Here is an 18,628-nt window from a genome sequence, read left to right on the forward strand (position 1 = left end):
AGCGGTAGTTCAGTCGGTTAGAATACCTGCCTGTCACGCAGGGGGTCGCGGGTTCGAGTCCCGTCCGTTCCGCCACTTATTAAGACATTAAGCCTGCCCTTTCGGCAGGCTTAATGGCAAAAACTTTAGGGGCGTAGCTCAGTTGGTAGAGCACCGGTCTCCAAAACCGGGTGTCGCGAGTTCGAGTCTCTCCGCCCCTGCCATATAGAATCCTTTGCTTCGGCAAAGGATTTTTTTTTGCCTGCAAAACAGCTCAACACCTTCCTGAAGAATAAGCAGCCTGCGTTTCCGCAGGCTTTTGCGTTAATCCAGTATGCTGGTTTTTAACAGATCTTTTATCTGCGACTGCTTATCGCTGTTTTGCAGCCAAATGGCATACAGCGGCCTGGAGAGAGTTGTCGAATCGGTGACAACATGGAGTGCGGGTTTATTATCCGCCCAGCGAACAGGTAACCATGTACAGCCTTTCAATGCGGGAAGATGCTGGCATGCGATCTCCGCAGAGCTTGTCGTGAGTTGCGGGATATCATCGCTGGCAATTAACCCCGTCTCGTGCTGCTGAAAATCAGGCCCCCATTCCAGGCGTAAATAATTCAGGTCGGCCTTCATCATTGCAGGCTCGGATGCATAGAGCGCCAGGCTAAACTGTCCAACAATCTGGCTGCTAAATTCGTCCATCTTGGGCGCTTCTGTGGTGATCAGGAGATCAAGCTGCCGCTCGTGGAGTTGCTTAACCAGCGACTGGCGTTGCGCAATCCTCGCCTCAAATTGCAGATGGTTGTGTGAGCGATATAGCCGCATAAGCCACTGGCTGAGCATGCATTCCCATAGTGAAGCGCTGGCACCGATCGAGAATTCATTATGCCGGGAAGTGTGCGCAACCTCCTTTCGCGCTGCCTGCCAGGTATTCATCAGGGTTTCTGCATAAGGCAATAGCTTTTCACCGGCCGGGGTTAAACGAATATTGTTGCGATGGCGGGTAAAAAGGTTCACACCCAGTTGATTTTCCAGCTGTCGAATACGAAAACTGACTGCTGACTGCGTCAGGTAGAGGGCTTCAGCTGCTCGCCCAAAGTGTCGCGTTCTGCTCACTTCGAGGAAAGTTTTTAGCAATTCCGTATCCACATCTTTCTCCGCAAAATTATTTGTCGTTATGATTTAAATGTTTTGTTTTACACTCTGTCAAGCGTAACTAATACTCCGCGCCATAAATAGCTCGGCCAAAGAATTAGGAGCGTGTAGGATGGCGGAAAGCTTTACGACGACTAATCGTTTTTTCGACAATAAACATTATCCGCGCGGGTTCTCTCGTCACGGCGATTTCACTATCAAAGAAGCTCAACTTCTTGAGCGCCATGGTTATGCCTTTAACGAGCTGGATCTGGGTAAACGTGAACCGGCAACCGAAGATGAAAAACAGTTTGTCTCTGTTTGCCGTGGTGAGCGTGAGCCGCAATCTGATGCAGAACGTGTATGGATCAAGTATATGGCTCGCATTAAGCGTCCTAAGCGTTTCCATACGCTGTCTGGCGGCAAGCCGCAGATGGAAGGTGCAGAAGACTACACCGAGTCTGACGATTAAGAAGAGAAGGGGCTACGGCCCCTTTTTTTTACGCCAGCATTTTTTGCAGATGCAACAGCAGCCGATCGATCGCACGGTAACTTAATGCCTCCTGCAAATGCCGCCTCTCTATTCCGGGGCAGCCCTCCACGTCGGCGACCGTGCGCGCAACTTTCAACAAACGCTGCCACGCGCGAATGGATAGCCCAAACCGCGTCAGTGTCTCTTCCAGCCAGCCCGCATCTTCAGCGTTGAGAGAACAAAACTGTCGGATCCCGCTGTTATCCAGCCGGGCATTCAGCCTGTTCTGACGAACATACTGCCGCGCCTGCGCCGCAATAACCCGTTCACGCACAGCTGCTGAGCTTTCGCCTTTGATACCGGTTTGCCTCAGCAGACCGGGCGGTGGCAGGGGGATCTCGAGAGATAAATCAAAACGGTCGAGGAAGGGGCCGGACAGCTTACTTAGATAGCGCAGCGTCTGCTCCGGCGTACAGCGGTTATGATTGCCCTGATAATGACCCGTAGGGCTAGGGTTCATCGCGGCGACCAGCTGAAACTGCGCAGGGTAGCTTAATTTGGCCCGTGTACGAGACAAATGGATTTCGCCGGATTCAATCGGCTCCCGCAATGCATCCAGCACTCGGCGTTCAAACTCTGGCAATTCATCCAGGAAGAGAATGCCGTTGTGCGCCAGTGAGATTTCACCCGGACCGGGGATCGAACCCCCGCCCACCATCGCGGTAAGAGACGCACTGTGGTGTGGAGAGCGGAAAGGACGGCGGCGCCACTGTTTATGCAGCGACGTAGAACTGACCAGGCTAAATATCGCGGCGCTTTCCAGCGCTTCGTGATTATTGAGGGGTGGCAACAGGCCGTTCAATCTGCTCGCCAGCATCGTTTTCCCCGTGCCTGGCGGACCTATCAGTAACAGGTTATGCCCACCCGCGGCCGTTATCTCTAACGCCCGTTTACCCTGTTCCTGACCCATAATATCGCTGAGATCCTCGGGCGAATCTGGCGCTACCTCGTCATTCTCCTGCGGCTCGGCAAGCTCGTGTCGGCCTTCCAGCCAGGCGCAAACCTCCTGCAAATGTCCCGCGACAAGACATCCCTTTTCGGCGATAAGGCTTACTTCAGAGGCGTTTTCATTAGCTACAATGATTTGTCTTCCCGCACGTATGGCTTCAAGCGCACCCGATATTGCACCGGGAACGCCCCTTAACGCGCCTGTAAGCGCTAATTCACCCACGAACTCGCACGAGCTTAGCCCTGGCGTATTGAGCTGTTCAGAAGCCGCGAGAAGCGCTATAGCAATAGGTAAATCATATCGCCCTCCCTCCTTTGGCAAATCGGCGGGCGCAAGGTTGATGGTGATCTTCTTCGCCGGAAAAGCATAACCGCTATTAATAATTGCGCTGCGCACGCGATCCCTCGCCTCTTTAACGGTCGTTTCTGGTAAGCCGACCAGCGTCAGTCCGGGCAGTCCATTACTTAAATGAACCTCTACAGAAATAAGCGGTGCCTTCACGCCGATGGCCGCGCGTGTATAAACAACTGACAGTGACATAAGCCCTCCTTGGCGGTGACTATGCCAGCATCATTTTTTCCTGTTTAGCGCTAATTCACTGAATTACGGCGCTCGTTCCAGCCTTTTAGCGCCTAAATGTAATCATTACATGTCGGTGGAATCGGCCTCGCAGAAAAGGAATCATGCGCGCCTTGCCTGATGAAACAGGACAAAAAAATGAAAAATCTTCATTTCTATTTTTTCCCTATATAAAACAACGATTTTGAAAGAAATAGTTCGCCTGCTACAGAAATAGGTCATAAAAAAATCTTGTGTCAGATGAAATATCTGTGGTAACTCTTTAGGTATTCCTTCGAACAAGATGCAAAAAGAACTGAAAATGACAGCCCTTCTACGAGTGATTAGCCTGGTCGTGATTAGCGTGGTGGTGATTATTATCCCACCGTGCGGGGCTGCACTTGGACGAGGAAAGGCTTAGAAATCAAGCCTTAACGAACTAAGACCCCCGCACCGAAAGGTCCGGGGGTTTTTTTATGACTAAAAAACGTAAATGAGGAGCAGAGAATGACAAGTAGCACAAAATTCTGTTTCTCCCGATTTATGACGGGGAACTAACTATGAATGGGGCACAGTGGGTAGTACATGCGTTGCGCGCGCAGGGAGTCGAGACAGTATTCGGTTATCCGGGTGGCGCAATTATGCCGATTTACGATGCACTGTATGACGGCGGCGTGGAGCACCTGTTGTGCCGACACGAGCAGGGCGCAGCGATGGCCGCCATCGGTTATGCCCGTGCCACCGGTAAAACCGGTGTCTGTATGGCGACCTCAGGTCCGGGCGCAACGAACCTGATCACCGGTCTTGCTGATGCACTGCTGGATTCTGTTCCCGTTGTTGCCATCACCGGACAGGTTGCCTCTCCGTTCATCGGCACCGATGCCTTCCAGGAAGTGGATGTGCTCGGTTTATCGCTGGCCTGCACCAAACACAGCTTCCTCGTTCAGTCTCTTGAAGAGCTGCCGCGGGTGATGGCCGAAGCGTTCGAGGTTGCCAGCTCTGGCCGTCCTGGCCCGGTTCTGGTTGATATCCCGAAAGATATCCAGGTTGCACTCGGCGATCTGGAACCGCATTTCTCTACCGTGAAAAGCGATGATGCATTCCCGCATGCAGAGGTGGAAGAGGCGCGTCAGATGATAGCGCAGGCCAAACAACCGATGCTGTACGTTGGTGGTGGCGTAGGTATGGCGCAGGCGGTTCCTGCACTGCGCGAATTTATCGCGGCAACGCAAATGCCTGCCACCTGCACGCTGAAAGGGTTGGGTGCGGTAGATGCTGATTACCCCTACTATCTGGGCATGCTGGGGATGCATGGTACCAAAGCGGCAAACCTGGCGGTGCAGGAGTGTGACCTGCTCATCGCCGTCGGCGCCCGTTTTGACGACCGCGTCACCGGCAAGCTGAACACCTTCGCGCCAAACGCCAAAGTGATCCATATGGACATCGACCCGGCGGAGATGAACAAACTGCGTCAGGCGCATGTCGCGTTGCAGGGCGATCTTAACGCGCTGTTACCGGCCCTGGAGCAGCCGCTGGATATTAACCCATGGCGTCAGCACACCGCCGATATGCGCGCTGAACACGCCTGGCGTTACGACCACCCCGGCGAGGCCATCTACGCGCCGCTGCTGTTGAAGCAGTTGTCCGACCGTAAGCCCGCCGACAGCGTGGTGACGACCGATGTCGGCCAGCATCAGATGTGGTCTGCCCAGCACATGACCTACACCCGTCCGGAAAACTTCATCACCTCCAGCGGGTTAGGCACCATGGGCTTTGGCCTGCCTGCCGCTGTGGGTGCTCAGGTTGCCCGCCCGAACGATACCGTGATCTGTATCTCCGGTGACGGCTCCTTCATGATGAACGTCCAGGAGCTCGGCACCGTGAAGCGTAAGCAGTTACCGCTGAAGATCGTCTTGCTCGATAACCAGCGTTTAGGCATGGTTCGCCAGTGGCAGCAGCTGTTCTTCCAGGAACGTTACAGCGAAACCACCCTGACCGATAACCCCGATTTCCTCACCCTGGCCAGTGCCTTCGGCATTCCTGGCCAGCACATCACCCGTAAAGACCAGGTTGAAGCGGCACTCGACACCATGCTGTCAAGCGAAGGGCCATACCTGCTTCATGTCTCAATCGACGAGCTTGAGAACGTCTGGCCGTTGGTACCGCCCGGTGCCAGTAACTCACAAATGCTGGAGAAATTATCATGATGCAACATCAGGTCGCCGTGCAGGCTCGCTTCAACCCGGAAACGTTAGAACGCGTTTTGCGCGTGGTTCGCCACCGTGGCTTTCAGATTTGCTCTATGAATATGGAAACGGCTACCGACGCACAGAACATCAGTATCGAATTAACCGTTGCCAGCCCGCGGCCGGTCGACTTACTGTTTAGTCAGTTATCAAAACTGGTAGACGTTGCCCATGTTGCCATCTGCCAGAGCACAACCACATCACAACAAATCCGCGCTTAAGCGTGACAGGACGAAAAAATGACGACAAAAAAAGCTGATTACATTTGGTTCAATGGTGAGATGGTTCGCTGGGAAGACGCGAAAGTTCACGTGATGTCCCACGCGCTGCACTACGGCACCTCCGTGTTTGAAGGGATCCGTTGCTACGACTCTCACAAAGGACCAGTGGTGTTCCGCCACCGTGAACACATGCAGCGTCTGCATGACTCAGCCAAAATTTATCGTTTCCCGGTCTCCCAAAGCGTTGATGAGTTGATGGAAGCCTGCCGCGAGGTGATTCGCCAGAACAAACTGACCAGCGCCTATATTCGTCCGCTGGTCTTCGTGGGTGATGTCGGCATGGGCGTCAACCCGCCCGCTGACTATAACACCGATGTGATTATTGCTGCGTTCCCGTGGGGCGCCTACCTGGGCGCGGAAGCACTGGATCAGGGGATCGACGCAATGGTTTCTTCCTGGAACCGCGTGGCGCCAAACACTATCCCGACTGCGGCTAAAGCGGGCGGTAACTACCTGTCCTCACTGCTGGTCGGCAGCGAAGCGCGCCGTCACGGTTACCAGGAAGGTATCGCGCTGGATGTGAATGGCTACATCTCCGAAGGTGCGGGCGAAAACCTGTTTGAAGTAAAAGACGGCATTCTGTTCACCCCGCCGTTTACCTCGTCCGCGCTGCCAGGCATCACCCGTGACGCCATCATCAAGCTGGCAAAAGATCTGGGTATCGAAGTGCGCGAGCAGGTGCTGTCCCGCGAATCCCTGTACCTGGCTGACGAAGTGTTTATGTCCGGTACCGCGGCTGAAATTACGCCGGTGCGTAGCGTCGATGGCATTCAGGTGGGCGAAGGCCGCTGTGGCCCGGTGACCAAACGCATTCAGCAAGCGTTCTTTGGCCTCTTCACCGGCGAGACAGAAGATAAATACGGCTGGTTGGATCAGGTTAATCACTAAATATAAATTTGGGACGGCACGCACCGTCCCATTAAATAGTCAGACGGGAGTAAATAAAGCATGCCTAAGTATCGTTCAGCCACCACCACCCACGGCCGTAATATGGCGGGTGCCCGCGCACTGTGGCGCGCCACCGGAATGACCGACGCCGATTTCGGCAAGCCAATTATCGCCGTGGTGAACTCCTTCACCCAGTTTGTGCCGGGCCACGTGCACCTGCGCGATCTCGGTAAGCTGGTTGCCGAGCAAATCGAAGCCTCCGGCGGCGTGGCGAAAGAGTTCAACACCATTGCGGTGGATGACGGTATCGCAATGGGCCACGGGGGGATGCTCTATTCGCTGCCGTCGCGCGAGCTGATCGCCGACTCGGTGGAGTATATGGTTAACGCCCACTGCGCCGATGCGATGGTCTGTATCTCCAACTGCGACAAAATCACCCCGGGGATGCTGATGGCCTCCCTGCGTCTGAACATTCCGGTGATCTTCGTTTCCGGCGGCCCGATGGAAGCGGGGAAAACCAAGCTTTCCGACAAAATCATCAAGCTCGACCTGGTCGATGCGATGATCCAGGGCGCGGACCCGAAAGTCTCTGACGAGCAGAGCGACCAGGTGGAACGCTCCGCGTGCCCGACCTGCGGCTCTTGTTCCGGGATGTTCACCGCCAACTCCATGAACTGCCTGACCGAAGCGCTGGGCCTTTCTCAGCCGGGCAACGGCTCGCTGCTGGCGACCCACGCCGACCGTAAACAGCTGTTCCTTAACGCGGGCAAGCGCATCGTTGAGCTGACCAAACGCTACTACGAGCAGGACGATGCCAGCGCGCTGCCGCGCAACATCGCCAGTAAAGCGGCGTTCGAAAACGCCATGACGCTGGATATCGCCATGGGCGGCTCCACCAACACCGTTCTCCACCTGCTGGCCGCCGCGCAGGAAGCTGAAATCGACTTCACCATGAGCGACATCGACAAGCTCTCCCGCAAAGTGCCGCAGCTGTGTAAAGTCGCGCCGAGTACCCAGAAGTACCACATGGAAGATGTCCACCGTGCGGGTGGCGTGATTGGTATTCTCGGCGAGCTGGATCGCGCCGGGCTGCTTAACCGCGACGTGAAAAACGTGCTCGGCCTGACGCTGCCGGAGTCGCTGGAGCAGTACGACGTGATGCTGACCAAAGACGACGCGGTGAAAAACATGTATCGCGCCGGTCCGGCGGGCATCCGTACCACCCAGGCGTTCTCGCAGGATTGCCGTTGGGACACGCTTGATGACGATCGCGCCGAAGGCTGCATTCGCTCGCTGGAACATGCCTATAGCAAAGACGGCGGCCTGGCCGTGCTGTACGGTAACTTTGCGGAAAATGGCTGTATCGTGAAAACCGCTGGCGTGGACGACAGCATCCTGAAATTCACCGGTCCGGCAAAAGTGTATGAAAGCCAGGACGAAGCGGTAGACGCCATCCTCGGTGGCAAAGTGGTAGAAGGCGACGTGGTGGTCATTCGCTACGAAGGACCGAAAGGCGGTCCGGGCATGCAGGAGATGCTCTACCCGACCACCTTCCTGAAATCGATGGGCCTCGGCAAAGCCTGCGCGCTGATCACCGATGGTCGTTTCTCTGGCGGCACGTCAGGCCTCTCCATTGGTCACGTCTCCCCGGAAGCGGCAAGCGGAGGCAACATCGCGATCATCGAAGATGGCGACCTGATCGAAATCGACATTCCGAACCGCGGCATTCAGCTGAAGCTGAGTGACCAGGAGATTGCGGCCCGTCGTGAAGCGCAGGAAGCCCGCGGCGACAAAGCCTGGACGCCGAAAGATCGCCAGCGCGAAGTCTCCTTCGCCCTGCGCGCCTACGCGAGCCTTGCAACCAGTGCAGATAAAGGCGCGGTGCGCGATAAATCTAAACTGGGGGGCTAACGATGGCCGAGTCACAACCCTTATCCGCCGCCCCTGAGGGGGCGGAATACCTGAGAGCGGTGCTACGCGCGCCGGTCTATGAAGCCGTGCAGGTCACGCCCCTGCAAAAAATGGAAAAACTCTCCTCGCGCCTCGACAACGTCATTCTGGTGAAGCGTGAAGACAGGCAGCCGGTGCACAGCTTCAAGCTGCGCGGAGCCTACGCGATGATGGCCGGGCTGACGGACGAGCAGAAAGCGCGCGGGGTGATTACCGCGTCGGCGGGCAACCACGCGCAGGGCGTGGCGTTTTCCTCGGCGCGTCTGGGGCTGAAGGCGCTGATCGTGATGCCGGTTGCTACCGCAGACATCAAGGTCGACGCGGTGCGCGGTTTCGGCGGAGAAGTCTTGCTCCACGGGGCTAACTTTGACGAAGCCAAAGCCAAAGCGATTGAGCTGGCGCAGCAGCAGGGGTTCACCTGGGTGCCGCCGTTCGACCACCCGATGGTGATTGCCGGGCAGGGTACGCTGGCGCTGGAGCTGTTGCAGCAGGACGCCCATCTCGACCGCGTTTTCGTCCCGGTGGGCGGCGGCGGCTTAGCCGCTGGTGTGGCGGTGCTGATCAAACAGCTCATGCCGCAGATCAAAGTCATTGCCGTGGAAGCGGAAGACTCCGCCTGCCTGAAAGCGGCGCTGGATGCCGGGCATCCTGTGGATCTGCCGCGCGTCGGGCTGTTTGCCGAGGGCGTGGCGGTGAAGCGCATTGGCGACGAAACGTTCCGCCTGTGCCAGGAGTATCTAGACGATATCGTCACCGTCGACAGCGACGCTATCTGCGCGGCGATGAAAGATCTGTTCGAAGACGTGCGTGCGGTGGCGGAACCCTCCGGCGCGCTGGCGCTGGCGGGGATGAAGAAATACATCGCCCAGCACAATATCCGCGGCGAGCGTCTGGCGCACGTGCTTTCCGGTGCCAATGTGAACTTCCACGGCCTGCGCTACGTTTCCGAGCGCTGCGAGTTGGGCGAGCAGCGTGAAGCGCTGCTGGCGGTGACGATTCCGGAAGAGAAGGGCAGCTTCCTGAAGTTCTGCCAGCTGCTGGGCGGCCGTTCGGTAACGGAGTTCAACTACCGCTTTGCCGACGCCAAAGATGCCTGCATTTTTGTCGGCGTGCGTCTGAGCCGTGGCGTGGAGGAGCGCAAAGAGATCCTCAGCCTGCTGCACGACGGCGGCTACAGCGTGGTCGATCTCTCTGACGATGAGATGGCGAAGCTGCACGTGCGTTACATGGTCGGTGGCCGTCCATCCAAGCCGCTCCAGGAACGCCTGTTCAGCTTCGAGTTCCCGGAATCGCCGGGCGCGCTGCTCAAGTTCCTGCACACGCTCGGCACGCACTGGAACATCTCTCTGTTCCACTACCGCAGCCACGGCACCGACTATGGCCGCGTGCTGGCGGCGTTCGAACTGGGCGAGCACGAGCCGGATTTCGAAACGCGCCTGAACGAACTGGGCTATGAATGTCATGACGAAACCCATAACCCGGCTTTCAGGTTCTTTCTGGCTGGCTAGTGGTTCGGCAATATCGTCCAGAACGCATCAATAAGCGGCTCATGCAGCCGCTTTTTTTGTGCGCACACGCCCAGCTCAAACGGCGTCTTCTCGTCGCTGCGCTCCAGAATCATCACGCGGTTGCGCACCGGTTCCGGGCTGTTTTCCAGCACCACTTCCGGCAGCAGCGCCACGCCGCAGCCAAGCGCCACCATCGACACCATCGCCTCATGGCCGCCGACCGTGGCGTAAATCGACGGGTTACTGATCTTCTGGCGGCGGAACCACAGCTCAATGCGGCGGCGCACCGGCCCCTGATCGGCCATGATAAACGGCACCGTGGACCAGTCCGGTTTCTCCACCGAAACCTGGTTGCGCACCGGGCAGGGCAGCGCCGGGGCAATCAGCACCACCGCCAGATTCTCCAGCATCGAGAACGCCACCGCCCCCGGCAGGGTTTCCGGTTTCCCGGCAATCGCGAGATCCGCTTCGCCCGTGACCACTTTTTCCATCGCGTCGGCGGCATCGCCGGTGGTGAGCTTAATTTCAACCGACGGATGTTCCGCGCGGAAGCGGTCAAGAATGGGGGGAAGATGGCTGTAGGCAGCGGTCACGGAACAGAAAATATGCAGCTCGCCGGAAAGCGACGGCCCCTGCTGGTCGATGGTGTGCCGCAGCTGCTGATACTGCAACAAGGTTTGCTGGGCAAAGATGCGCAGCTCTTCGCCGGCTTCCGTGAGGGTGACGGTGCGGTTATCGCGCACGAACAGCGGCTGGCCGAGGTCTTCCTCAAGGCGCTGGATCTGGCGCGAAAGCGTGGACGGGCTGACGTGCATCGCCCGGGCGCTGCGGCCAAAGTGACGGCTTTCCGCCAGGTGCAGGAACATTTTCAGATCGCGTAAATCCACCGATTCCACTCCCTCTTTTTACATTGCATAAATTGCAATGTGACGTTGTGAATATATCAATTTCCGCAATAAATTTCCTGTTGTAATGTGGGTACATTCTCGCTGAAACGCGAACCGAACAATAAGACACACAACATCACGAGGTATCACCCATGGCTAACTACTTTAATACACTGAACTTGCGCCAGCAGCTGGCGCAGCTGGGCAAATGCCGCTTCATGGCGCGCGATGAATTTGCTGATGGCGCGAGCTACCTTCAGGGTAAAAAAGTGGTCATTGTCGGCTGTGGCGCACAGGGTCTGAACCAGGGCCTGAACATGCGTGACTCCGGGCTGGATATCTCCTACGCCCTGCGTAAAGAAGCGATTGCCGAAAAGCGTGCTTCCTGGCGTAAAGCGACCGAAAACGGCTTCAAAGTGGGCACCTACGAAGAGCTGATCCCGCAGGCGGATCTGGTGGTTAACCTGACGCCGGACAAGCAGCACTCTGACGTTTTGCGTTCCGTACAGCCGCTGATGAAAGACGGCGCCGCGCTGGGTTACTCCCACGGCTTCAACATCGTTGAAGTGGGCGAGCAGATCCGTAAAGACATCACCGTGGTGATGGTGGCACCGAAGTGCCCGGGCACCGAAGTGCGCGAAGAGTACAAACGTGGCTTCGGCGTACCGACGCTGATCGCCGTTCACCCGGAAAACGATCCGAAAGGCGAAGGCATGGCGATTGCCAAAGCCTGGGCTGCGGCCACTGGCGGCCATCGTGCGGGCGTGCTGGAATCTTCCTTCGTTGCGGAAGTGAAATCTGACCTGATGGGTGAGCAGACCATCCTGTGCGGCATGCTCCAGGCCGGCTCTCTGCTGTGCTTCGACAAGCTGGTGGAAGAAGGCACCGATCCGGCATACGCGGAAAAACTGATTCAGTTCGGCTGGGAAACCATCACCGAAGCGCTGAAGCAGGGCGGCATTACGCTGATGATGGACCGTCTGTCCAACCCGGCAAAACTGCGCGCGTTCGCACTCTCTGAACAGCTGAAAACCATCATGGCGCCACTGTTCCAGAAACATATGGACGACATCATCTCCGGCGAGTTCTCCTCCGGCATGATGGCAGACTGGGCGAACGACGATAAGAAACTGCTGACCTGGCGTGAAGAGACCGGTAAAACCGCGTTCGAAACCGCGCCACAGTACGACGGCAAGATCACCGAGCAGGAGTACTTCGATAAAGGCGTCCTGATGATTGCGATGGTGAAAGCAGGCGTTGAGCTGGCGTTCGAAACCATGGTGGATTCCGGCATCATTGAAGAGTCTGCGTACTACGAATCGCTGCACGAGCTGCCGCTGATCGCAAACACCATCGCCCGTAAGCGTCTGTATGAGATGAACGTGGTGATCTCCGATACCGCCGAGTACGGTAACTACCTGTTCTCTTACGCCTGCGTACCGTTGCTGAAAGAGTTCATGACCACCCTGCAAGCGGGCGATCTGGGCCAGGCGATTGCGGAAGGTGCGGTTGATAACGCGCAGCTGCGTGACGTTAACGAAGCGATTCGCAGCCACGAAATCGAGAAAGTGGGCCAGAAACTGCGTGGCTACATGACCGATATGAAACGTATCGCGGTAGCAGGCTAAACACGATGAATCGGGTGGCGCAAGCCACCCGAACTGTTTTAGCTACGCAGTATCGCGCCGGGATAACCCAGCTGGCGCCACGCCTCATACACCACCACCGACACCGCATTCGACAGGTTCATGCTGCGGCTGTCCGGCATCATCGGAATACGAATTTTCTGCTCGGCTGGCAGGGCATCCAGAATGGTGGCCGGCAGGCCGCGGGTTTCCGGGCCAAACATCAGATAATCCCCGTCCTGATAGCTTACGGCGCTGTGCGCTGGCGTGCCTTTGGTGGTCAGGGCGAACATGCGCTGTGGTTTTTCGGATCCCAGAAACGCGGCGTAATCGTGATGACGAACGACGGCGGTAAACTCATGGTAGTCCAGCCCCGCGCGGCGCAGACGTTTGTCGTCCCACGTAAAGCCCATCGGCTCAATGATGTGCAGACGAAAACCGGTGTTGGCGCACAGGCGGATAATATTGCCGGTGTTCGGCGGAATTTCTGGTTCGAATAAGACGATGTTAAGCATGCTGCCCCCTTAATTGCGGGGGCAGAATAGCAGAAAAGAGAGGGACTAGGCGACGCCCGGCTCCTGCGCGCGGCTATACAGCATTTTGTAGACGGTTGCCGCCGCGGCCACGAGAGCAGGCACGCTGAGGATCATTAAAATACTGTCTGCCTGCCACTGCATGGAAAGAAGCTGGGCGCTGGTCATGGTGCCCGCCACGCCGCCGAAGCGGCCGATCCCCTGCATCCAGGCGATACCCGTCGCGCGGCACTCGGTAGGGTAAAAGGTGGCGGCCAGGGTCTGCATGCCCGACTGCGCGCCGTTCATCGCGATCCCCATCAGGAAAATTAACCCGCCAAACAGGGCGATATGGTTATGCTCAATGCCGAGTAAAAGAATCAGGCCCATCGTCAGCACGAAACCACACGCGACCACCTTGTGCGCTTCCCAGCGATCCATCATCCAGCCCGCGAGCAAAATGCCAGCGGTGCCGCCGAAGGTGAACAGCGAGGTGAGCCAGGCGGATTCCGCCAGCGCATACCCCATCCCCTGCATCAGCGTCGGCATCCAGCTCAGCAGGACGTAATAAATCACCAATCCCATAAAGTAGGTGACCCACAGCATCAGGGTGCCGGGTAGCCAGGGCATGGAAAACAGCTGCGACACGCTGCCTTTTTTCGACGCGACTTTCTCCTCTGTCAGGAAAAAGCCCGTGACGCTATCCAGCGTGCTGCGGGCGAACCGGCTGGCGATGCGGCGAACCTGGGCGACGTCTTTCCCGCGCTGCACCAGAAACTTCACCGACTCCGGCAACAGCAGCGCCAGCAGCACCGTTAAAATCAGCGGCGCAATCGCGCCGGTCAGCAGCACGCTTCGCCAGCCATGGTGAGGGATAAGCCAGGACGAGATCGCCCCGCCGCCCGCCGCACCCAGCGGAAAGCCGCAGTACATGGTGTTAATTGCCATGGCGCGGCAGCGCTGGGGGGCAAACTCTGAGATCAGCGTGATGGCGTTAGGCATCGCGGCGCCCAGCCCGAGACCGGTCAGAAATCGCCATAACGTCAGGGTATTCAGACTTTGCGCCCAGGCCGTGCCCAGGCTCGCCAGGCCGAAGAACAGACACGAAAAGACCAGCACGCGCTTGCGTCCCATCCGGTCCGATACCGGACCTGCAATCAGGGCTCCCAGCGACAGCCCCAGCAGCGCCGCACTCAGCACCGGCCCCAGATCCTGCTTATGTATTCCCCACTCCGTCGACAGCGTAGGCGCAATGTAACCCATCGCTGCGGTATCAAACCCATCGATCGCCAGCACCAGAAAGCCCAGCACAATAAGAAGCCAGTGAAACCCTGAAAAGGGACTTTCATCGATCACCTGCTGAATATCCACCCGACCTGAATACGTCATACGTTCCCCTCCGATGTGATGTTGTTTTTGTGTTCTTGTATTTGCTTGTCTATACAATTGCGGAGGGGCGGGGTGTGTCAAATTTTCTTATCAAGAATGTTACGCAGGTGTTATTTTCGACAAAAAAAGCGCCCGAGGGGAAAGTCGGGCGCGGAAGAAGGGGAGGCTAACCGGGGGAGATCAGGCCGCGTTTCCCTGAGAAAGAGGGGCCAGCGCCGCAGGCAGCTTACTGAGCTCCTGCACCAGAGAGTCTTTGCTGATTTCGCTAATCGACTTAGCCCCGGTCAGGGTCATCGCTACTTTCATCTCTTTCTCGATCAGGTTCAGCAGATTCGCCACGCCCGCCTGGCCGCTGGTGGCCAGCGCGTACAGGTAAGCACGGCCCAGCAGCACGCTGTCGGCGCCGAGCGCAATCATGCGCACCACGTCCAGCCCGTTACGGATGCCGCTATCGGCCAGGATCGCAATATCGCCTTTCACCGCATCGGCAATGGCCGGCAGGGCGCGGGCGGAGGAGAGCACCCCATCAAGCTGGCGGCCACCGTGGTTAGAGACCACGATCCCATCGGCTCCAAAACGCACCGCGTCGCGGGCATCTTCCGGGTCGAGGATCCCTTTGATCACCATCGGGCCGTCCCAGAATTCGCGGATCCATTCCAGGTCTTTCCAGGAGATCGACGGATCGAAATTGTTCGCCAGCCAGCCAATGTAGTCCTCCAGCCCGGTCGGTTTACCGAGGTAGGCCGAAATATTGCCCAGATCGTGCGGACGGCCGTTCAACCCGACATCCCACGCCCACTGCGGGTGCGTCACTGCCTGCCAGTAACGGCGCAGGGCCGCGTTAGGGCCGCTCATGCCGGAGTGGGCGTCGCGGTAGCGCGCGCCGGGGGTCGGCATGTCGACGGTAAAGACCAGCGTTGAGCAGCCCGCCGCTTTGGCGCGCTCCAGCGCGTTGCGCATAAAACCGCGATCGCGCAGGACGTACAGCTGGAACCACATCGGGCGCTTGATGGTCGGGGCGACTTCTTCAATCGGGCAGACGGACACGGTGGAAAGGGTAAACGGAATGCCTTTGGCATCTGCGGCGGCGGCGGCCTGCACTTCACCGCGACGGGCATACATGCCACATAAACCGACAGGTGCGAGCGCTACCGGCATGGAGAGCGTCTCGTTAAACAGCTTCGTCTCAAGGCTCAGGTCAGACATATTTTTCAGCACGCGCTGGCGCAGGGCCACTTCCGACAGATCCTCCACGTTACGGCGCAGGGTATATTCGGCATACGCCCCGCCGTCGATATAGTGGAACAGGAACGGGGGCAAAATGCGCTGCGCCGCGGCGCGATAGTCACTGGCTGCTGAAATAATCATGCTTTGTTCTCCCTGGAAATATCACTCTCGCCAGGCAGACGGGTAATACGCGCCTGTCGGGCCTGATCTTCATCGAATCGTTTAATGGTGGTATGCACGAAGCCGAGATGTGCCATCATCGCCTTGCGCGCGGCCTCGGCATCTCCGGCCAGAATGGCGTTGAGCACCGCCTCGTGCTGTTCGGTCAGCTGGGCAAACACCGGCGGCACCAGATACATGCGCTGGCGGCTCTGCTTGACGGAGGATTGCAGCAGGTCGAAGAACCCGCGCATGGTTTGCAGCAGCACCACGTTGTGCGAGGCCTCGGCAATCGCCAGATGGAACCGCACGTCCGCCTGGGAGGCGATGTCCGGGTCGCTGCTTTGCGTGGCTTCAAAACAGGCTTTGAGCTTCTCTTTGTCGGCGTCGGTTGCCCGCATCGCCGCGTGCCACGCGGTGCTGGTTTCGATGGCGTGACGCGCTTCGAGGATGTCGAAGCTGTAGTCCGGGTCGTTTTCCATCAGCGTCTTCAGCGGCTGCACGATGTTTTGTTCGGACCAGTCGTCATGCTGCCAGCGCACGAAGGTGCCGCCGCCGCGACGGCTCAGCAGCACCCCTTCACTAACCAGCGTCGCCAGCGCCTCGCGCAGTGAGTTGCGCGACACGCCAAGCTGAGCGGCAAGCTGACGCTCGGCGGGCAATCTCATGCCCGCTTCCAGCTGTTGTTCTTCTATCAGCGCCCGTACGCGAGTGGCAATCTCGTCGGACAGGCGTCTGGGCATCACTATCATGGAATCATCCAGGTTAAGACATAGGCCTGCAATGTGGTGATCACGCCCACCATGCAGGTAAATATCAGGCTGTGTTTAACGGTAAAGCGGAACAGATCCGACTCTTTGCCTACCAGCCCCACCGCAGCACAGGCAATGGCGATGGACTGCGGCGAGATCATCTTCCCGGTCACGCCGCCGGTGGTGTTCGCGGCGACCAGCAGCACGTCCGAGACGCCAATCTGCTGCGCGGCCGTGGCCTGTAGGGCAGCAAACAGGGCGTTAGATGACGTATCTGAACCGGTCAGGAACACCCCCAGCCAGCCGAGGAACGGCGAGAAGAAGGTAAACGCGTGGCCGGTATGCGCCAGCGCTAACGCCAGCGTCGACGACAGGCCGGAGTAATTCGAAATAAACGCGAACGCCAGCACCATGCCGATGGAGTAAATCGGCAGCATCAGCTCTTTAATCGTCGCCGCAAAGGTCTGTACCGCGGCGGCAGGCTTCATGCGCAGCCACACAACGGAAAGGATAGCGGCAAACAGGATGGCCGTACCGGTGGCTGAGAACCAGTCGAACTTAAACACTGCCGCATACGGCGTGGCGTCGTGCACCACCGGCGGCATACGGGCGACCATTTTGTCGAGGAACGGCACGGAGATATTAATCACCATGTCGTACAGCGCGCCGCCCGGGGCGAACAGGGCTTTAAACGGCGGAATGCTCCACAGCGTCACGGTGGCGGTCAGGAACAGGAACGGTGACCACGCACGCACAATCTGTCCGGCGGTATAGCCGGTGCGCGCCAGCGTCTGATCCACGTGCGATGCGCCCATGTCAGCAAAGCGGAAGATACGTACCGGCTGCCAGCGTTTCAGGAACAGCGTCAGACAGACCAGCGACACCAGGGAAGAGATGATGTCCGGCAGTTCCGGGCCGAGGAAGTTGGAGCTGAGATACTGGGCAATGGCGAACGAACCGCCCGCTACCATCACCGCAGGCCAGGTCTCCTTCACGCCGCGCCAGCCGTCCATAATCGCCATGATCCAGAACAGCACGATAATGGTCAGGAACGGCAGCTGGCGGCCCACCATCTGGCCGATCTCGAAGCTGTCCAGCCCGGTCACCTGACCCGCCACCAGAATCGGAATGCCCATCGCGCCAAACGCCACCGGGGCGGTGTTCACAATCAGGCACAGGCCAGCGGCATACAGCGGATTAAAGCCCAGCCCGACCAGCAGAGCGGCGGTGATCGCCACCGGCGCGCCAAATCCTGCCGCCCCTTCAAGGAACGCCCCGAAGGAGAAACCGACAATCAGCATCTGTAAACGCTGGTCCGGTGTAATAGAGAGAATCGACGAGCGAATAATGTCGAACTGCCCGGTTTTCACCGAGATTTTGTAGACAAAGACAGCGGCGATGATGATCCACGCAATCGGCCACAGGCCGTAGAAGAAACCATACACCACAGAGGCCAGCGCGCGATCGACCGGCATTTTATAGAAGAACAGCGCCACCAGCAGGGCGATGGCAACGGTGTACGTTGCGGCAAGGTAGCCCTTCAGCTTGAGCTTTATCAGCGCAAAGAAGAAGAACAGGATCGGTAGCGATGCGATCAGGCTCGACAGCCAGATATTCCCGGCCGGATCGTAGTTTTGTTGCCAGAGGCTCATGCAGGTCTCCTGAGGACCACACAGGTGTTCGTCGGGTGAGTCTCTGCTCATCTCAGCGTCACACTTAGTGTAAAAGTGGTCCTTCCAATATTGTGATGTAGGGTTAATGGCAATAAATGGTTAACCAAGTGTTGCTATTCAGCAATGCTTTTGTGAAGTGGAGCATCGAAACTGTGAACGATGGATAGCTTTACGCATGATTGGTAGGACCAAAACCGCAAGTTCAACTCACCGCGTGCGTTGGGAGCGGTAGTCAGGTGGAGGGCATTACATTCGCCTTTTGAGCAGATACGGCGCGTAAAAGAGGTTGAATAAAATGGGGGTAATGACTCCAACTTACTGATAGTGTTTTATGTTCAGATAATGCCCGATGACCTTGTCATGCAGCTCCAGCGATTTTGAG

General features: G+C 57.7%; 18 protein-coding genes and 1 tRNA gene. 10 read left to right on the top strand and 9 right to left on the bottom strand.

Annotated elements, in window-relative coordinates; all coding sequences use genetic code 11:
* Nucleotides 1–127: 127 nt before the first annotated feature.
* Nucleotides 128–203, top strand: a tRNA-Trp gene (locus ACOTYB_RS23680).
* A gap of 100 nt (nt 204–303) precedes the next feature.
* On the opposite strand, the gene hdfR is transcribed toward ACOTYB_RS23680, so the two are convergent.
* Nucleotides 304–1,125, bottom strand: coding sequence for an HTH-type transcriptional regulator HdfR (gene hdfR / locus ACOTYB_RS23685; protein ID WP_003860190.1), 822 nt, complete (start codon nt 1,123–1,125; stop codon nt 304–306).
* A gap of 118 nt (nt 1,126–1,243) precedes the next feature.
* On the opposite strand from hdfR, the gene ACOTYB_RS23690 reads away from it, so the two are divergent.
* A complete protein-coding gene (locus ACOTYB_RS23690; protein ID WP_006808641.1) occupies nt 1,244–1,582 on the top strand; it encodes a DUF413 domain-containing protein in 339 nt (112 codons plus the stop codon).
* Between the two features lie 28 nt (nt 1,583–1,610).
* Here the strand turns inward: ACOTYB_RS23690 and ACOTYB_RS23695 are convergent, their stop codons facing one another.
* Nucleotides 1,611–3,131 carry a YifB family Mg chelatase-like AAA ATPase gene (locus ACOTYB_RS23695; protein WP_045343642.1) on the bottom strand — a complete coding sequence of 507 codons (1,521 nt, stop codon included), beginning with the start codon at nt 3,129–3,131 and terminating at the stop codon, nt 1,611–1,613.
* Between the two features lie 340 nt (nt 3,132–3,471).
* On the opposite strand from ACOTYB_RS23695, the gene ilvL reads away from it, so the two are divergent.
* From ilvL to ilvA, 7 genes are all read left to right on the top strand, one after another.
* Nucleotides 3,472–3,570: an ilv operon leader peptide gene (ilvL, locus tag ACOTYB_RS23700; RefSeq protein WP_001311244.1), complete on the top strand. Its 99-nt coding sequence runs from the start codon at nt 3,472–3,474 to the stop codon at nt 3,568–3,570.
* Nucleotides 3,571–3,656: 86 nt separating this feature from the next.
* The gene (gene ilvX / locus ACOTYB_RS23705) at nt 3,657–3,707 is read left to right on the top strand and encodes a peptide IlvX (RefSeq protein ID WP_192930497.1); all 51 of its coding nucleotides are present in this window, start codon (nt 3,657–3,659) and stop codon (nt 3,705–3,707) included.
* A gap of 2 nt (nt 3,708–3,709) precedes the next feature.
* A complete protein-coding gene (ilvG, locus tag ACOTYB_RS23710) occupies nt 3,710–5,356 on the top strand; it encodes an acetolactate synthase 2 catalytic subunit (RefSeq protein WP_022652052.1) in 1,647 nt (548 codons plus the stop codon).
* Complete coding sequence (gene ilvM / locus ACOTYB_RS23715) at nt 5,353–5,616, top strand: acetolactate synthase 2 small subunit (protein ID WP_003860184.1); 264 nt, start codon at nt 5,353–5,355, stop codon at nt 5,614–5,616. The genes ilvG and ilvM overlap by 4 nt, the downstream gene beginning before the upstream one ends.
* An 18-nt stretch (nt 5,617–5,634) precedes the next feature.
* Nucleotides 5,635–6,564, top strand: a complete 930-nt coding sequence (locus ACOTYB_RS23720; protein WP_022652051.1) for a branched-chain amino acid transaminase — start codon at nt 5,635–5,637, stop codon at nt 6,562–6,564.
* Between the two features lie 60 nt (nt 6,565–6,624).
* Complete coding sequence (ilvD, locus tag ACOTYB_RS23725) at nt 6,625–8,475, top strand: dihydroxy-acid dehydratase (RefSeq protein WP_008501574.1); 1,851 nt, start codon at nt 6,625–6,627, stop codon at nt 8,473–8,475.
* A gap of 2 nt (nt 8,476–8,477) precedes the next feature.
* Entirely contained in the window at nt 8,478–10,022 is a 1,545-nt protein-coding gene (gene ilvA / locus ACOTYB_RS23730; protein ID WP_032660750.1) for a threonine ammonia-lyase, biosynthetic, read from the top strand.
* On the opposite strand, the gene ilvY is transcribed toward ilvA, so the two are convergent.
* Nucleotides 10,019–10,909: an HTH-type transcriptional activator IlvY gene (gene ilvY / locus ACOTYB_RS23735; protein ID WP_017693777.1), complete on the bottom strand. Its 891-nt coding sequence runs from the start codon at nt 10,907–10,909 to the stop codon at nt 10,019–10,021. The genes ilvA and ilvY overlap by 4 nt on opposite strands.
* A 152-nt stretch (nt 10,910–11,061) precedes the next feature.
* Between ilvY and ilvC the strand changes: the two genes are divergently transcribed.
* Nucleotides 11,062–12,537, top strand: coding sequence for a ketol-acid reductoisomerase (gene ilvC / locus ACOTYB_RS23740; protein WP_220153433.1), 1,476 nt, complete (start codon nt 11,062–11,064; stop codon nt 12,535–12,537).
* A 38-nt stretch (nt 12,538–12,575) separates the two neighbouring features.
* Here the strand turns inward: ilvC and trmL are convergent, their stop codons facing one another.
* The 6 genes from trmL to ACOTYB_RS23770 form a co-directional block, all read right to left on the bottom strand.
* On the bottom strand, nt 12,576–13,049 hold the full coding sequence (trmL, locus tag ACOTYB_RS23745; RefSeq protein ID WP_003860178.1) for a tRNA (uridine(34)/cytosine(34)/5-carboxymethylaminomethyluridine(34)-2'-O)-methyltransferase TrmL: 474 nt from the start codon (nt 13,047–13,049) through the stop codon (nt 12,576–12,578).
* Between the two features lie 45 nt (nt 13,050–13,094).
* Nucleotides 13,095–14,435, bottom strand: coding sequence for an MFS transporter (locus ACOTYB_RS23750; RefSeq protein ID WP_023315025.1), 1,341 nt, complete (start codon nt 14,433–14,435; stop codon nt 13,095–13,097).
* Between the two features lie 180 nt (nt 14,436–14,615).
* Nucleotides 14,616–15,803: a quinone-dependent L-lactate dehydrogenase gene (lldD, locus tag ACOTYB_RS23755; RefSeq protein ID WP_006808631.1), complete on the bottom strand. Its 1,188-nt coding sequence runs from the start codon at nt 15,801–15,803 to the stop codon at nt 14,616–14,618.
* Nucleotides 15,800–16,573, bottom strand: a complete 774-nt coding sequence (lldR, locus tag ACOTYB_RS23760) for a transcriptional regulator LldR (RefSeq protein WP_006808630.1) — start codon at nt 16,571–16,573, stop codon at nt 15,800–15,802. Before lldR ends, lldD begins: the two co-directional genes overlap by 4 nt.
* On the bottom strand, nt 16,570–18,225 hold the full coding sequence (gene lldP / locus ACOTYB_RS23765) for an L-lactate permease (RefSeq protein WP_003860175.1): 1,656 nt from the start codon (nt 18,223–18,225) through the stop codon (nt 16,570–16,572). The genes lldR and lldP overlap by 4 nt, the downstream gene beginning before the upstream one ends.
* Nucleotides 18,226–18,561: 336 nt before the next feature.
* On the bottom strand, nt 18,562–18,628 hold a 67-nt coding region (locus tag ACOTYB_RS23770), incomplete at its 5' end, for an IS1 family transposase (RefSeq protein WP_421765773.1).

Source organism: Enterobacter cloacae complex sp. IR5450 (genome assembly GCF_049238665.1).
GTDB classification, from domain to species: Bacteria; Pseudomonadota; Gammaproteobacteria; order Enterobacterales; family Enterobacteriaceae; genus Enterobacter; species Enterobacter hormaechei_C.

What these genes read in the sequence shown, in the direction of transcription:
- ilvD (WP_008501574.1), top strand. Translation starts at nt 6,625, where the DNA reads ATGCCTAAGTATCGTTCAGCCACCACCACCCACGGCCGTAATATGGCG.
- lldR (WP_006808630.1), bottom strand. Translation starts at nt 16,573, where the DNA reads ATGATAGTGATGCCCAGACGCCTGTCCGACGAGATTGCCACTCGCGTA.
- ilvC (WP_220153433.1), top strand. Translation starts at nt 11,062, where the DNA reads ATGGCTAACTACTTTAATACACTGAACTTGCGCCAGCAGCTGGCGCAG.
- ACOTYB_RS23690 (WP_006808641.1), top strand. Translation starts at nt 1,244, where the DNA reads ATGGCGGAAAGCTTTACGACGACTAATCGTTTTTTCGACAATAAACAT.
- ilvM (WP_003860184.1), top strand. Translation starts at nt 5,353, where the DNA reads ATGATGCAACATCAGGTCGCCGTGCAGGCTCGCTTCAACCCGGAAACG.
- ilvA (WP_032660750.1), top strand. Translation starts at nt 8,478, where the DNA reads ATGGCCGAGTCACAACCCTTATCCGCCGCCCCTGAGGGGGCGGAATAC.
- lldP (WP_003860175.1), bottom strand. Translation starts at nt 18,225, where the DNA reads ATGAGCCTCTGGCAACAAAACTACGATCCGGCCGGGAATATCTGGCTG.
- ACOTYB_RS23695 (WP_045343642.1), bottom strand. Translation starts at nt 3,131, where the DNA reads ATGTCACTGTCAGTTGTTTATACACGCGCGGCCATCGGCGTGAAGGCA.
- ilvL (WP_001311244.1), top strand. Translation starts at nt 3,472, where the DNA reads ATGACAGCCCTTCTACGAGTGATTAGCCTGGTCGTGATTAGCGTGGTG.
- trmL (WP_003860178.1), bottom strand. Translation starts at nt 13,049, where the DNA reads ATGCTTAACATCGTCTTATTCGAACCAGAAATTCCGCCGAACACCGGC.
- ACOTYB_RS23720 (WP_022652051.1), top strand. Translation starts at nt 5,635, where the DNA reads ATGACGACAAAAAAAGCTGATTACATTTGGTTCAATGGTGAGATGGTT.
- ilvG (WP_022652052.1), top strand. Translation starts at nt 3,710, where the DNA reads ATGAATGGGGCACAGTGGGTAGTACATGCGTTGCGCGCGCAGGGAGTC.
- ACOTYB_RS23750 (WP_023315025.1), bottom strand. Translation starts at nt 14,435, where the DNA reads ATGACGTATTCAGGTCGGGTGGATATTCAGCAGGTGATCGATGAAAGT.
- lldD (WP_006808631.1), bottom strand. Translation starts at nt 15,803, where the DNA reads ATGATTATTTCAGCAGCCAGTGACTATCGCGCCGCGGCGCAGCGCATT.